12 protein-coding genes and 1 pseudogene are annotated in these 12,821 nt (G+C 62.8%); 12 read left to right on the top strand and 1 reads right to left on the bottom strand.

The window, feature by feature from the left end; genetic code table 11:
• The 6 genes and pseudogenes from AACP59_RS04135 (at position 1) to AACP59_RS09500 (ending at position 4,817) form a co-directional block, all read left to right on the top strand.
• On the top strand, positions 1–978 hold the full coding sequence (locus tag AACP59_RS04135) for an ABC transporter permease (protein WP_339350084.1): 978 nt from the start codon (positions 1–3) through the stop codon (positions 976–978).
• A 98-nt stretch (positions 979–1,076) separates the two neighbouring features.
• A pseudogene (locus tag AACP59_RS04130) lies at positions 1,077–1,898 on the top strand (ABC transporter permease); the annotation flags it as partial.
• Between the two features lie 212 nt (positions 1,899–2,110).
• Positions 2,111–2,974, top strand: coding sequence for an ABC transporter ATP-binding protein (locus AACP59_RS04125; protein ID WP_339350006.1), 864 nt, complete (start codon positions 2,111–2,113; stop codon positions 2,972–2,974).
• Positions 2,965–3,870 carry an ATP-binding cassette domain-containing protein gene (locus tag AACP59_RS04120; protein WP_339350004.1) on the top strand — a complete coding sequence of 302 codons (906 nt, stop codon included), beginning with the start codon at positions 2,965–2,967 and terminating at the stop codon, positions 3,868–3,870. The genes AACP59_RS04125 and AACP59_RS04120 overlap by 10 nt, the downstream gene beginning before the upstream one ends.
• 283 nt (positions 3,871–4,153) lie before the next feature.
• On the top strand, positions 4,154–4,531 hold the full coding sequence (locus AACP59_RS04115) for a GntR family transcriptional regulator (protein WP_339350003.1): 378 nt from the start codon (positions 4,154–4,156) through the stop codon (positions 4,529–4,531).
• The gene (locus AACP59_RS09500) at positions 4,494–4,817 is read left to right on the top strand and encodes an ATP-binding cassette domain-containing protein (protein ID WP_370465963.1); all 324 of its coding nucleotides are present in this window, start codon (positions 4,494–4,496) and stop codon (positions 4,815–4,817) included. The genes AACP59_RS04115 and AACP59_RS09500 overlap by 38 nt, the downstream gene beginning before the upstream one ends.
• Before the next feature lie 36 nt (positions 4,818–4,853).
• On the opposite strand, the gene AACP59_RS04110 is transcribed toward AACP59_RS09500, so the two are convergent.
• Entirely contained in the window at positions 4,854–5,444 is a 591-nt protein-coding gene (locus AACP59_RS04110) for a hypothetical protein (RefSeq protein ID WP_339352924.1), read from the bottom strand.
• 36 nt (positions 5,445–5,480) lie between these two features.
• Between AACP59_RS04110 and AACP59_RS04105 the strand changes: the two genes are divergently transcribed.
• From AACP59_RS04105 to AACP59_RS04080, 6 genes are all read left to right on the top strand, one after another.
• Complete coding sequence (locus AACP59_RS04105; protein WP_339350000.1) at positions 5,481–7,517, top strand: RecQ family ATP-dependent DNA helicase; 2,037 nt, start codon at positions 5,481–5,483, stop codon at positions 7,515–7,517.
• 113 nt (positions 7,518–7,630) lie between these two features.
• Positions 7,631–8,113, top strand: a complete 483-nt coding sequence (locus AACP59_RS04100) for an S-ribosylhomocysteine lyase (protein ID WP_297317243.1) — start codon at positions 7,631–7,633, stop codon at positions 8,111–8,113.
• Between the two features lie 327 nt (positions 8,114–8,440).
• Positions 8,441–9,094: an N-acetyltransferase gene (locus AACP59_RS04095; RefSeq protein ID WP_370465962.1), complete on the top strand. Its 654-nt coding sequence runs from the start codon at positions 8,441–8,443 to the stop codon at positions 9,092–9,094.
• Between the two features lie 189 nt (positions 9,095–9,283).
• Entirely contained in the window at positions 9,284–10,642 is a 1,359-nt protein-coding gene (alr, locus tag AACP59_RS04090; RefSeq protein WP_297317245.1) for an alanine racemase, read from the top strand.
• 203 nt (positions 10,643–10,845) lie between these two features.
• Positions 10,846–11,304, top strand: a complete 459-nt coding sequence (locus tag AACP59_RS04085; protein ID WP_297317356.1) for an Ohr family peroxiredoxin — start codon at positions 10,846–10,848, stop codon at positions 11,302–11,304.
• A 198-nt stretch (positions 11,305–11,502) separates the two neighbouring features.
• Entirely contained in the window at positions 11,503–12,786 is a 1,284-nt protein-coding gene (locus AACP59_RS04080) for a deoxyguanosinetriphosphate triphosphohydrolase (RefSeq protein WP_297317357.1), read from the top strand.
• The last annotated feature ends 35 nt before the right edge of the window (positions 12,787–12,821 follow it).

The raw sequence follows: 12,821 nt of genomic DNA, 5'->3' as shown, positions 1-12,821 counted from the left end.
ATGGCGCGATTCCTGCTCAGACGTCTGGCGCTTTTTATCCTGGCCCTGGTGGCGGTCTCCGTCCTGGTCTTCGCGGCCCTGCGCATCCTGCCGGGTGACGTGGCCTCGGTCATGGCCGGCCTGAACGCCCCACCCGAGCGGGTGACGGCCCTGCGGCAGCGGCTGGGGCTGGATCGTTCCTATCCACGGCAGTACCTGGACTGGGCCAATGGCCTGATGCATGGCGACCTGGGGCGGTCCCTCCTGACCGACCGTCCGGTCGCCGCCCAGGTGGGGGAGCGGGCCCAGGTCACCTTCCCCCTGATTCTGTGCGGTCTGGCCATCGCCCTGGTCCTGGGCATACCGCTGGGGTGTGCCTCGGCCCTGGCCCGGAGCCCGAGGATGCAGGCCTTCAGCCACATGGCCGCCATTGTGGGAGGCGCCGTTCCGGCCCTCTGGTCGGGGCTCCTCTTCATCATGCTCTTCTCCAAGGGGGCCGGTCTGATAGGCCTCCTGCCCTCACAGGGGTTCCCGGTCCAGGGCTGGGACCAACCCGGACAGGCCCTGCAGTCCCTCCTCCTGCCGGCCTTGTCGACAGGCATCATCGTGGGTGCCGGCATCATGCGGTACACCCGCTCCCTCTTGGGCGATATGCTCTCCTCGGGGTACGTGGACATGGGCATGTCCTGCGGGATGACCAGGACCCAGGCCGCCCTGCGCATCGGCCTGCGGGTGGCCTCCCCCCAACTGGTCTCCGTGGTGGGGCTGACCATGGCCGAGATGATCACCGGGGTCATGGTCAGTGAGAACCTCTTCGCCCTGCCGGGACTGGGATCCATGCTGATCGCCGATGTCGGCAACCGTGACCTCCTCGCTGTCCAGTCGGAGCTCCTTCTTCTGGCGGCCTTCTTCCTCCTCCTGGGACTTTTAGTGGATATTGTCCACAGATTGATTGATCCTCGCTTGCGCGACGGGACCAGGCGGGAGGTGGCGGCCTGATGAATCCTGGAGAACAAGGTGGTCGCCGCCTGGGGTCGAGACCCCCTCTTCCCGGTCGTTTGGGTTTCTGGGGGCGTACCCGGGTGGTGCTGGGCAGCATGTGGCACAGGGCCGCGGGGCGCTACTCGCTGATTGTCCTGGCGCTCTGGGTGCTGGTTTCGTTGGTTTCAAGGTTCTGGACCCCGGTCTCCATCTGGTCCACCGACGGTTACCAAATCTGGCAGACCCCCCGTCGCGGCCATCTTCTCGGTACGGACGGGACCGGGGCCGACATCCTCTCATGGTTGATGGCAGGCTCCGCCACCAACCTGGTCATATCCCTCCTGGCCGTCCTCCTGTCCGCGATTCTGGGGCTTGGCCTGGTCATGGCCATGGTCTCGCCACATGCCGGAATCTCCCAGACGGTCGTGGTTCTGGTTGATGCCCTGATCTCCCTGCCCACGGTTCTCCTGGCCCTGATTCTGGCGGTTCCCCTGGGGCCCAGCATGGCCGTCGTCATCGTTGCCTGCGGGTTCGGTTACGGACTCAACCTGGCCCGGATCGTACGGCCCCAGGCGCTCCTGGTGGCCGGGTCGGACTATGTGCAGTCGGCCCGACACAGCGGTGTCGGTGCCTTCAGGATCTTCTTCACCCATCTGGTGCCGAACATCATCCCGGTCCTGTGCGTCCAGCTTTCCATGTCGGCGGGCACCTCGGTCCTGGCCGAGTCGGGACTGACCTACCTGGGCGTGGGTGTCCCCTCGGGTCTGCCCTCCTGGGGGCATTCGTTGACCACCTCGGTCAAGTTCATCAATGTCTTCCCCCTGACCGTGCTCTGGCCCGGGCTGGTGGTCACCATGGTCGTGGTGGCCCTGAACCTTTTCGGAGATGCCCTGCGGGACGCCATCGACCCGGTCACCAATCCCGAACTCAGGGCCGCCGTTGCTGGTGCCGGTCGGGCGGTACCCCGGTCCAAGGGCATGGATGGTCCTGCTGATTCCGCTGGTTCCGCTCATTCGATCAGCCGTTGTGGCCTTACTGCTCATGCTGAATGCGCTGACCGCCCTGGCCCTGCCGACGGTGATGACCAGGCCAACGGCGACAACCGTTCCGTTCGGATGGATGCCGATCATCCCGGCCAAGGAGGCCGATCATGTCTTTGATGATTAACGACCTGACCATGTCCATCAATGGCCGCACCATCCTTGACGGGGTGAACCTCACTGTGGCGGATGGCCAACGGGTCGGTCTTATCGGCTCCTCAGGCTCGGGGAAGTCGATGATCGCCCGGAGTGTTCTGGGAACCGCACCGCTGACGGCCTCCATCTCCGGTTCCATCCTGGTCGACGGTCTTCAGATCGTCGGTTCGGATGACCGGTCCCTGGCGGACCTGCGCGGATCACGGATGGGCATGATCTTTCAGAACCCCTCCACGGCCCTGAACCCGGTACGGAAGGTCTACGACCAGATCGAGCTTCCCCTCCGTCATCATTATCGCCTGAACGCCGGGCAAAGACGACAGCGGGTCATGGAGATGTTGACGGAGGTCGGTTTGGATGGGAATCTGGCCACCTCGTACCCGCATGAGCTTTCCGGCGGCCAGCAGCAGCGGGTGGCCATCGCCACGGCCCTGGTCGCCAAACCCAGGCTGATTCTGGCGGACGAGCCGACCACGGCCCTGGATGCCATCACCCAGCGGCAGATCGTGGACCTCCTGGTCTCCCTGGTCGATAACAGCGGCGCCTCCCTCCTCTTCATCACCCACGACTTCTCCGTCCTGGTCAGGGTCGCTGATTACTGTTACGTCCTCGATGCCGGGCGGGTTGTCGAAGAGGGGGGGAGGCAGAGCATCCTGCGTGATCCCTCCAGCACCCAGGGCAGGATCCTGGTCAGGGCCGCCAGGGAACTGACCTTGAGCGCAGAGGGGCAGGACCCTGGCGATGATGGCACAGAATGGGTGCAGGGCGCTCAGCCCGAATCGGAACTTGGCCGGGATGGGGGGGAGCCATGGGCGTGACTGAAGGAGTGGCGACGTCGGACATGGCCGACCCTGTGCTTGCGGGCCCCATGGATGGAGGCCGCGCTCATGCCGAGCCGATCCTGGTTGGGAGGGGATTGACCAAGGTCTACCCAGGAAGGGGTCGGGACGCGGATCGGAAAGCGGCGGTTGAGGAAGTTGACCTGGCCCTCTTCGAGGGGGAGTGCCTGGCGATCATCGGATCATCCGGTTCCGGGAAGACCACCCTTTCCCGTCTGCTTCTGGGGCAGTTGAGACCGGATGCCGGAGAGTTGTCATACCGGGGTGTGCCCGTCCTGCCCGGGTCATCCGCAGCCAGATCCCTGACCAGGGACTCCGCCCTGGTCTTTCAGAATCCCTTCACCTCGCTTGACCCCAGATGGACCATCGGCCGGTCGATTGCCGAACCGCTTCTGGCCGCGAGGAGGAGGGATGCCGGGCATGGTTGGCACCGGCACCGGGATGAAGGAGACCTGGCCGATGGTGTGGCCGGGATGCTGAACCGGGTTCACTTGGACCCCGCCCGGGTCATGGCGGCTTACCCGTCGGATCTGTCAGGCGGCCAGGCCCAGCGTGCCGCCATAGCCAGGGCGCTGATCGTGCAGCCTCGAATCCTCCTGGCCGATGAGCCCATGAGCGCCATCGACGTCTCCGCCAGGGTGGGAATTCTCCATACCCTTCAATCCATCATGGCTGAATCCAGGCAGCAGACCGATTCGGCCGGTGGCATGGCCATGGTTATCGTCTCCCATGACCTGGGCGTAGTGCAGCACGTAGCGGACCGGGTCCTGGTGCTCGATCAGGGGAAGGTCGTGGAGACGGGGCCGGTGCGGGCCATCCTCAACCATCCCAGAGAATCCTATACCAGGCAGCTGCTGGCGGCAGCGACCCTGTAGCTGATACGGCCTTGCCTGATTCCAGGTTCGTCTGAATCTGATCAGGGCCTTCCCGGCAGTCCGTCCAGTGGAATCGAATTCGGCACTGCCGGAAGGGGATGGTGCACGGACGGAATTCAGATTCGGCTTGATGGATGGGACCCCGAGTCCTGCACTGTTGGTCAGTTACTCAAGTAACTAAGCGGTACAGAGTGGTGAGATACACAACCGGCGTTTCGGATGCAGGTGTCCGAGAGACCGGACCCAGGCAGACAAGGCGGTCAAGCGATGGCAATCGACATCCATGACGGTGGCGGATCGACTGACCGAAGCCATAGCCGAGGGTCTGATCGTCGAGGGTGAGCGGGTGCCCAGCACCACGGGAATCGCGACCACCTACCAGATCAATCCGGCCACGGTGCTCAAGGGGATGAACCTGCTGGCCGGCCGTGGTTTGGAGAAGTGGCGTGGTCTGGGCATGTTCGCCACCGACGGTGCCGGGCGGCGGATTCGTGATCAGTGCAGGAAGGAACTTCTGGCAGGGAGGTTCCAGGACCTGGTCGAAGAGGCCAAGGCCCTGGGCGTATCCCGTAAAAATCGTGAAGCCATCATGGAAACGGTCTGTCAACGAGTCTGGTTTCCAAATGGACGACACATGCTGTGGTCTGAAGGCCCTGGATGAGATATCGCTCTGCTTTGAACCGGGCATCATCTATGGGCTCTTCGGGAGGAGCGGGGCCCGCGAATCCACCATCTGCAATCTGATAAGAGGCAGGATACTCCCCGACAAGGGTCTGATCCGGCTGGACGGGAGCAATCCGGTAGACGACTCACCGGACGTCCGCGAGATGTGGACGTCTTCCTGTACGAGGCCAATCCGTCCTTGCGGAGTCGGCAACGCATCGGCGATTGGGTGCGCGTCAGCATCGGGGTCCGGTGCCCGAAGAGCAGCCCAGGGGGACTTATAGTCGCCCCTATGGATCTGCAGACGTGCTTCGTTCAGGTTACGGAAGGTGCGGCACGACGAAGATCAGACAGGTAATGAGGATCGGAACCGAATCCGGGCCGGGGGTTTCTGTGATGGGGTCGGGGCCGGTTGGGTACCTGACCAGGGTCAGGGATTTCTGCCGCAGGCAGGTCAGACCGGCATGGATCCAGAGGTGCAGACGATTCCGCGGCCGGTGGTTTTCCTGGTCCGGCCTCTTCGTCATGGGAATGTTCGGCCTCATCCACCCGTGTGTCGGTTTCACCGGTCTGCTCACTGACCTGCCTCTTCTGATCGTGGCCTTCGTCTGTGCCCCGATGGCCTTCCGTTCACCGATCTCCAACGCCGTGACCCGTTCCACAACCACCTGACCCCAGATCATTCGCAATCGTTCCATGGCATTCACAACCACCTCCCATGGATGATTCATGGGGTATGTCACCATTTGCTTAATCCGTCCCAGCCGGTCCCCACCCTGGTCCTGACTGTCGCATATGTCCTGGCCGGTCACCGGCTTATCAGCCGCAGGCAGCTGCCGACACTGCAGGGTATCACCTCCTGATTCGGCCAGAAGCCCGCCGATGATCGACCACATGGTAATTTCACCCACTGCGTCACTTCCGGTCAGGCAATAGACTGGGGAATCATGGTGGACATCGAGGATGCAGGGCTGGCGCTGAAGCGGTATTTCGGGTATGGGGCCTTCCGGCCTGGTCAGGAGGATCTGGTCAAGGCCGTCCTGGGAGGGCGGGACTGCCTGGGTGTCATGCCCACTGGAGCAGGCAAGTCCATCTGCTATCAGATTCCCGCCACCCTCCTGGACGGTCTGACCGTCGTTATTTCGCCCCTGGTTTCCTTGATGAAGGACCAGGTGGATGGGTTGGAGGATGCCGGCATCCAGGCCTCTTTCGTCAACTCGACCCAGGACATGGATGAGCAGGCCCTGTCCCTTGCACAGGCGGCCCAGGGGCGGAGCAAGATCCTGTACGTGGCTCCTGAACGCCTGGATGCCCCCAGGTTCAGGGACTTTGCCCAGCGGACGCGAATCTCCCTCCTGGCTGTGGACGAGGCCCACTGCGTATCCCAGTGGGGGCAGGACTTCCGCCCCTCCTACCTGGGCATCGGCGACTTCATCAGGTCCCTGCCGGAGCGGCCCGTCGTGGCGGGCTTCACCGCCACGGCCACGGAGAAGGTCCGTCGTGACATCGTGTACATGCTGGGACTGAACGATCCTTATGTGGCCGTGACCGGTTTCGACAGACCCAACCTCTTCTTCGATGTGATCAAGCTGGAGACCAAGGACAAGAACCGCTGGGTGGCCCGGTACGCCTTGAAACACCAGGATGACTCGGGCATCGTCTACTGCGCCACCCGCAAGGAGACCGAGGCCCTGGCCGATGACCTGACCAAGGTCGGGGTCAGTGCCGTCAGCTACCACGCCGGTATGGATGCCCAGGCCCGGGAGCGGGCGCAGCGGGACTTCGTCAACGACAAGGTGCAGGTGGTTGTAGCCACCAATGCCTTCGGCATGGGCATCGACAAGTCCAATGTGCGGTATGTGATCCACCACAACATGCCCGAGAGCATCGAGGCCTACTACCAGGAGGCTGGCAGGGCAGGCCGTGACGGGGAGCCGGCCCGGTGTTCCTTGCTCTGGAACGAGAGCGACATCGTTACGCGCCGACGCCTCCTCGATATGGACAACGGCAACGAACGGTTGACCGGTGATCAGGCGGAGGCGGTCAGGGCCGAGCATCGGCGTCTGCTCAATGTCATGATCGGCTACTGCCGGACCACCGGCTGTCTTCACCGGTACATGCTGCGTTACTTCGGCGAAGAGGTCGATCAGGCCGCCGCCGGTCTTTCGCCTGCCGAAGCCGGCAAGGGCGAGTCCATCCCGGTCGGGCACCATGACATGAACAAGGAGGGGAAGGGCGAGGGTGATGACCATGTCGGCTGCCGGAACTGTTCCAACTGTCTGAGCACGTTCGAGACCATCGATGTGAGTGAAGTGGCCCGTGCCATCAGCCGGTGCGTGCATGACGTGAACCAGGGGTTCGGCTCCGGGAAGATCGCCCAGATCCTCAGGGGCTCACGATCACAGGATCTCCTGCGGCGCGGTCTGGACCGTTGCCCCAGTTACGGTTCCCTCTCCGATATTCCCGAGGCGCGAATTCGCGATGTGCTCAACCAGCTGGCCTCGGACGGGTACCTGTCCATCACCGAGGGGCGACTCCCCATGGTCCATTTCGGGCCCAAGGCCGCCCAGACGGTCAGTCCGGACTTCCACTATGAGATCAAGCGGGTGGAACGGCCACGGGCCCTTGTCGCCGTGGAGGACCAGGCTTCCGGCAAGGTCTATGGGGGCGCAGCCTCTTCGGTGGCGGAGGAGGACGGCCTCGACCAGGCCGGTGCCAGTGAGGCCGGCCCAGAGGATGAGGAACTCTTCCAGAAGTTGCGCGATCTGCGAACCAGCATCGCACGCGAGATCGGCAAACCCCCCTACATCGTCTTCTCCGACAAGACCCTACGCGATATGTGCCGGCTCCGCCCCACCGACGACTCCACCTTCCTGGCCGTCAACGGGGTGGGGCAGCACAAGCTGGAGCAGTACGGGACCCGGTTCATGGAGGTCGTCGCCGGGTTCTCCTCCAAGAGCGGCACCGAAGCTCAGGAGGGGTAAGCCGTCTGCGTGGCCGGGCCGGGTCAGATAGGCCGGTCGGCCTACCATGGGACATACATGACTTCGTCAGGGTCGCCTTACATCCAGGGCGCCCGGTAGGAAAGGAAACGAACATGGCAGACAAGCCCGTAGTCGAAAGCTTCGAACTGGATCACACCAAGGTCAAGGCCCCGTATGTCCGTCTGATTGACGAGGAGGAGGGCCCCAAGGGCGACATCATCTCCAACTATGATCTGCGCCTGGTCCAGCCCAACGAGAACGCCATCCCCACGGGTGGCCTACACACCATCGAGCACACCATCGCCGTCCTTCTCCGCGAGCGCATCCCGGGCTACATCGACTGTTCGCCCTTCGGTTGCCGTACAGGTTTCCACCTCCTGACCTGGGGCCGCCACTCCACCGAGGAAGTCGCCAAGGCCCTGAAGGAGTCCCTGGAGTTCATCGCCGAGAAGGCCACCTGGGACGATGTGCCCGGTACCGAGATCACCTCCTGCGGCAACTACCGCGACCACTCCCTCTTCTCCGCCAAGCAGTGGAGCCGCGACATCGTCGACGCCGGCATCAGCTCCGACCCTTACGAGCGCAAGCTGGTCTGATTCCCTCGTGGACTTGTGGTGGAGAGCCCGGAACGGTCAATCGTTCCGGGCTCATTCGTGTTGGCGCCAACCGAAATGCGGCTATGAGGAAGATGCCGCTTCCCTGGTGTGTTGCGTTGATGGAAACCTCCCTGGACGTATCGGGCAGGGGGGCGCTATCCGGGTTCCCGCGCGGATGAAAGGAACACACAATAGCCCGATCTATTCCCCGATTCGCTCAATGCGTAGTCCCTTCCGCCTGACCTGCCATTGGTTACACTCGTACTTCGGCAATCGCAAGGGGTGCGGAAACCCCCTGCCTCTCAGGTCAGGAAAGAGGTGCCAAGAGTGCGCAGGTACGAGATGGAAACGGCACGTTGGATTCGTCATGCCACCATGGATGATTTCGAGGCCATCATGTCGGTCTATGCCTATGCCCGGAAGAAGATGGCCGAGACGGGCAACCCGCGTCAGTGGGGCGACAAGTATCCGCTGCCCGAACGTATCCAGGCGGACATCGAGGGCGGTCACACCCTGCTCCTGGTGGACGATGCGGCGGCCGCGGCCAATCCGCCCCAGGATCCCGACTATCCGGAGCCTGAACTGGACGAGCACCGCGGCGAACATGAGCGCATCATCGGTGTCTTCGCCCTCTTCCACGACGATGACCCGGACTACCGGGTCATCGATGGTGCCTGGCTCGACGACCAGCCCTATACCACCATCCACCGGGTGGCCTCCTCCGGTCTGGCCCGGCATGCAGCCAGTGACCTCCTGAACTGGAGCATGCGTCATTTCGAGAATGTCCGTGCCGATACCGGGTTGAAGAACTACGCCATGCAGCACATCCTGGAGACCCATGGATTCACCAGGTGCGGCAACATCATCATGCCGCAGAACAAGGATATCGACCCGGTGAGGGTGGCCTACCAGCATCACGACAGCCTGGGGAGCTCCGTCGGTAAGGTCGGGTCCACGGTCAGGCAGCTGGTGACCGTGTGACTGTGGCCATGTGCTGATGGCCGCATGAAACGATGACCGTATGGACTGCCGACAACCTGAACCCGGGATGGGCCGCTGGTTTGGCCTCCTGGATGGTTCGTCGATCGATTCATCAATGCAAGGTGCCGGTATGGTCACGGTTGGACCATACCGGTGTTTTTTGACTCCGGTCTGTCGCACAATGGTTCCATGAGTTTGAATGCAGCACCCTCCTGGGAATTCTCCTCGGCCAGCGGCCGTGACAATTATGAGAAGGCCCTGGAGGATTATCCAGGACAGGCCATTGTCGATCTGGCGGCCCTCAAGGGCAATATGGAGGAGATGGTCAGACGTGTGGGCGAATCCGGGTCCGGCGCCCAGGTCATGGGTGTGGTCAAGGCGGATGCCTACGGTCATGGTCTGATTCCCGCCGCCCTTGCCGCGCTCGCCGGAGGTGCCACATGGTTGGGTACGGCCCAGCCCCGGGAGGCCCTGCGCTTGCGCAGGGAGGGCATCGGGCCGGACCGGTGCCGGATACTGACCTGGATCTACAACGTTGACAAGGCACCCCTGGATGACCTGATTCGTGCCGATATTGACCTGGCGGTCGGATCCCTCCATATCGTCGACCGGGTGGGGGAGGCCGCCAGGCGAGTCGGTGTGCCCGCCAGGGTCCATGTCAAGGTGGACACGGGTTTCGGTCGCAACGGGTTCACGCCTCAGTCCTTCGATTCCGCTCTGGATGTGCTCGGTCCCCTGGCTGCGGAGGGGACTTTGGATGTGGTCGGGCTCTTCAGCCACCTGGCGGTGGCGGACATGCCCGATGTTCCCGATTTCGTGGCCTCGACCGATGCTCAGATCGCCTGCTTCGAGGATTTCGACCGCCGGATGACCGACGCAGGCATGAAGCCAAGGATCCGTCACCTGGCCAACACCGCTGCCACTCTGAACCGTCCCGAGATTCACTATGAACTGACCCGTCCCGGGATCGCCCTGTACGGGTACGAGCCGGATCCCTCCATGGGCCGGTCCGCCGACTACGGGCTGACGCCCGCCATGACCCTCCAGGCCCAGCTGAGCACGGTCAAGGACCTGGAGGCCGGTCACGGCATCTCCTACGGTCGCACCTACCTGACCAGTGCCGATACCTCCACGGCCATCATGCCCTTGGGCTACGCGGATGGCATCCACAGATCGGCATCCGGGTTCGATGCCCAGGGCTCCACCGGAACCACCCACCGTGGGGGTCCTGTCCGCCTGATGACCAAACAGGGTCCGCGCCTGGTCCGTGTATCCGGCCGGGTCTGCATGGACCAGTGCATCCTGGATCTGGAGGGGAAGGCCTCGACCATGGGCGTTCAGGAGGGTGATACCGTGGTCCTCTTCGGTCCCGGTCGTGGTGAAGGCTTCTGCGAGCCCACGGCCGATGACTGGGCCAGGGCCGCCGGAACCATCAGCTATGAGATCTTCACCTGTCTGCGTAACCGGATACCCAGGCTCTACCTGCATGTCCCGGAGGTCATCAACCCTGAGGACATGCACCTCCTTGACCCGGCCTCCATTCTCTGAGCTCCGCCTGCTGATCCGTGCCGAAATCGACTCGACCGGTCAGGAGGATCAAGGGCAACAGGCCTGAGGAAGTGTATGTATCATCCCTCGGTGGCGGAACTATGGCCAGCGGTTTGGTGATATGCCCCACAATGGTTCCCCGGACGGGCGAATTGTGGCCGTATATCCTTGCAAAGCACCCGCGTACGTGATGAGATGAGGGCATGAGCACATATACAGGTAAGGAACCAAGCAATATCTCCTACACGGCTGTGGCCGACGTCACCGGGGGCCGCAATGGTCACGCGGTCAGTCACAATCCCGACCTTTCCCTGGATCTGGATACACCCAAGGCCATGGGTGGCGAGGAGAAGGGGACCAACCCCGAGCAACTCTTCGCCATCGGTTGGGGCGCATGCTTCCAAGGGGCCATGGGGTTGGCCGGCAAGGAACTGAGGGTGGCCGCCACCAAACTGGCCCAGAGCAGGGTCAGGGTCCACGTCTCACTGGGTGACGAAGGGGAGTCCTTCGGCATCAAAGCCAGGATCGAGGTGGCCCTGCCCGGCATTGACGAGGAGACCGCCCGGCGTCTTGTCGACAGGACCCAGGAACTCTGCCCGTATTCCAAGGCAACAGCCGGCAATGTTCCCACCGAACTGGTGGTCGTGGACTCCCTGGACTGAGTCCACCATCTTGAGGCCTGTAAATCCCGCCTCCTGCCATTGAATCCGTTGGCGGTATGCCATTTGACCGGGGAATACGATTTCTGTGCCTAATGATGGACAATTGCAGTGTCGGCTCGGACAGGCTCAGGATCGATGGATGATTCCTGTATGTTCTGAGCGGGGATGCCGGTTGCATCTGGTTGGGAAAGGTGGCCTATGCAGACTGAAATTAGTGGACGACAACGTCTCAGCGACGAGGGGTACACGGCCTTCGATGAGGAACGCTGGGCTCCCGAGCCTCCCAAATCCAACTCACGCACTGCCTTCGAGCGTGACCGTGCCCGACTGGTCCATTCCTCCGCCTTGCGTCGTCTTGGTGCCAAGACCCAGATCCTGGTGGCAGGGACCGACGATTTCGCCCGTACCAGGCTGACCCACACCCTGGAAGTGGCCCAGATAGGCCGCCAGATCGGCACCATGCTGGGATGCGACCCTGATGTGGTCGATTGTGCCTGTCTGGCGCACGATCTGGGACACCCTCCCTTTGGGCACAACGGCGAGCGGGCCCTGTCCACCATCGCCTCCTCCATCGGTGGCTTCGAGGGGAATGCCCAGACCATGCGCCTGCTGACCAGGCTGGAGCCCAAGGTCTTTCACCCCGATGGCCGCAGTGCCGGCGTCAACCTGACCAGGGCCGCCCTGGATGCCTCCATCAAATATCCCTGGACCCTGGCCGAAGCGGGCAGGCATCCGAAAGGGGAGAGGTCGGCCAAGTATTGCGTGTATCCGGACGATGTAGAGGTGTTCGACTGGCTGAAGCAGGGTGTACCTGCCAACACGACGCCGATGGAATGCCAGGTCATGGACCTTTCGGATGACATAGCCTACAGCGTGCATGACGTCGAGGATGCCATCGTCGTCGGTTCCTTTGATCCGGTTGCCCTGGCCGATCCAAAGGTCATGGACGGGGTGGTGCTCGCCGCCCGGAACTGGTATGGCCAGCGGTGGGATGCCGACCTGCTCCTGGAGGCCCTGGACAGGATGAAGACCATGTTGCCCTTGCACTTCAACGGTTCACGTCGGTCCCTGGCCCAGCTGAAGAACATGACCAGTGCCCTGATCGGGCGGTTCGCGGGTTCGGTCGAAGCCGCCACCCGCCAAAGGTACGGTCAAGGCCCACTGACGCGCTATTCCGCCACAGTGGTCATTCCTGAGGAGACCTCATACGAGATTGTGGCCTTGAAGGGCATCGCCGTCTATTTCGTCATGGCCCCCAGGGAACTCGAACCCTTCCATGAGGAACAGCTGAAAATCGTCACCGATCTGGTGGAGGTGATGATGGCGGATTCCCCCAGCCCCTCGGACGCCTTGGAAACCGTCTTCCTGGAGGATTGGGTCCAGGCCGGGTCCGACGAGGAACGCCTCCGTGTGGCCATCGACCAGGTGGCTTCTTTGACGGACGGGTCGGCCCTGTCCCTCCACTCCATCATCTGCCAGTAGATTCGACAGGCCGAGGGGGGCCCTGGTTTCCTGCA

The organism is Bifidobacterium indicum (assembly GCF_036987015.1).
Classification (GTDB): Bacteria; Actinomycetota; Actinomycetes; order Actinomycetales; family Bifidobacteriaceae; genus Bombiscardovia; species Bombiscardovia indica.
Note: the sequence above shows the minus strand (reverse complement) of the source record. Positions and strands in the feature narration are given on the sequence as shown.

Excerpts from the sequence above, each read along its gene's own strand:
- AACP59_RS04135 (WP_339350084.1), top strand. The coding sequence starts at position 1 with ATGGCGCGATTCCTGCTCAGACGTCTGGCGCTTTTTATCCTGGCCCTG.
- AACP59_RS04125 (WP_339350006.1), top strand. The coding sequence starts at position 2,111 with ATGTCTTTGATGATTAACGACCTGACCATGTCCATCAATGGCCGCACC.
- AACP59_RS04120 (WP_339350004.1), top strand. The coding sequence starts at position 2,965 with ATGGGCGTGACTGAAGGAGTGGCGACGTCGGACATGGCCGACCCTGTG.
- AACP59_RS04115 (WP_339350003.1), top strand. The coding sequence starts at position 4,154 with ATGACGGTGGCGGATCGACTGACCGAAGCCATAGCCGAGGGTCTGATC.
- AACP59_RS09500 (WP_370465963.1), top strand. The coding sequence starts at position 4,494 with ATGGACGACACATGCTGTGGTCTGAAGGCCCTGGATGAGATATCGCTC.
- AACP59_RS04105 (WP_339350000.1), top strand. The coding sequence starts at position 5,481 with ATGGTGGACATCGAGGATGCAGGGCTGGCGCTGAAGCGGTATTTCGGG.
- AACP59_RS04100 (WP_297317243.1), top strand. The coding sequence starts at position 7,631 with ATGGCAGACAAGCCCGTAGTCGAAAGCTTCGAACTGGATCACACCAAG.
- alr (WP_297317245.1), top strand. The coding sequence starts at position 9,284 with ATGAGTTTGAATGCAGCACCCTCCTGGGAATTCTCCTCGGCCAGCGGC.
- AACP59_RS04085 (WP_297317356.1), top strand. The coding sequence starts at position 10,846 with ATGAGCACATATACAGGTAAGGAACCAAGCAATATCTCCTACACGGCT.
- AACP59_RS04080 (WP_297317357.1), top strand. The coding sequence starts at position 11,503 with ATGCAGACTGAAATTAGTGGACGACAACGTCTCAGCGACGAGGGGTAC.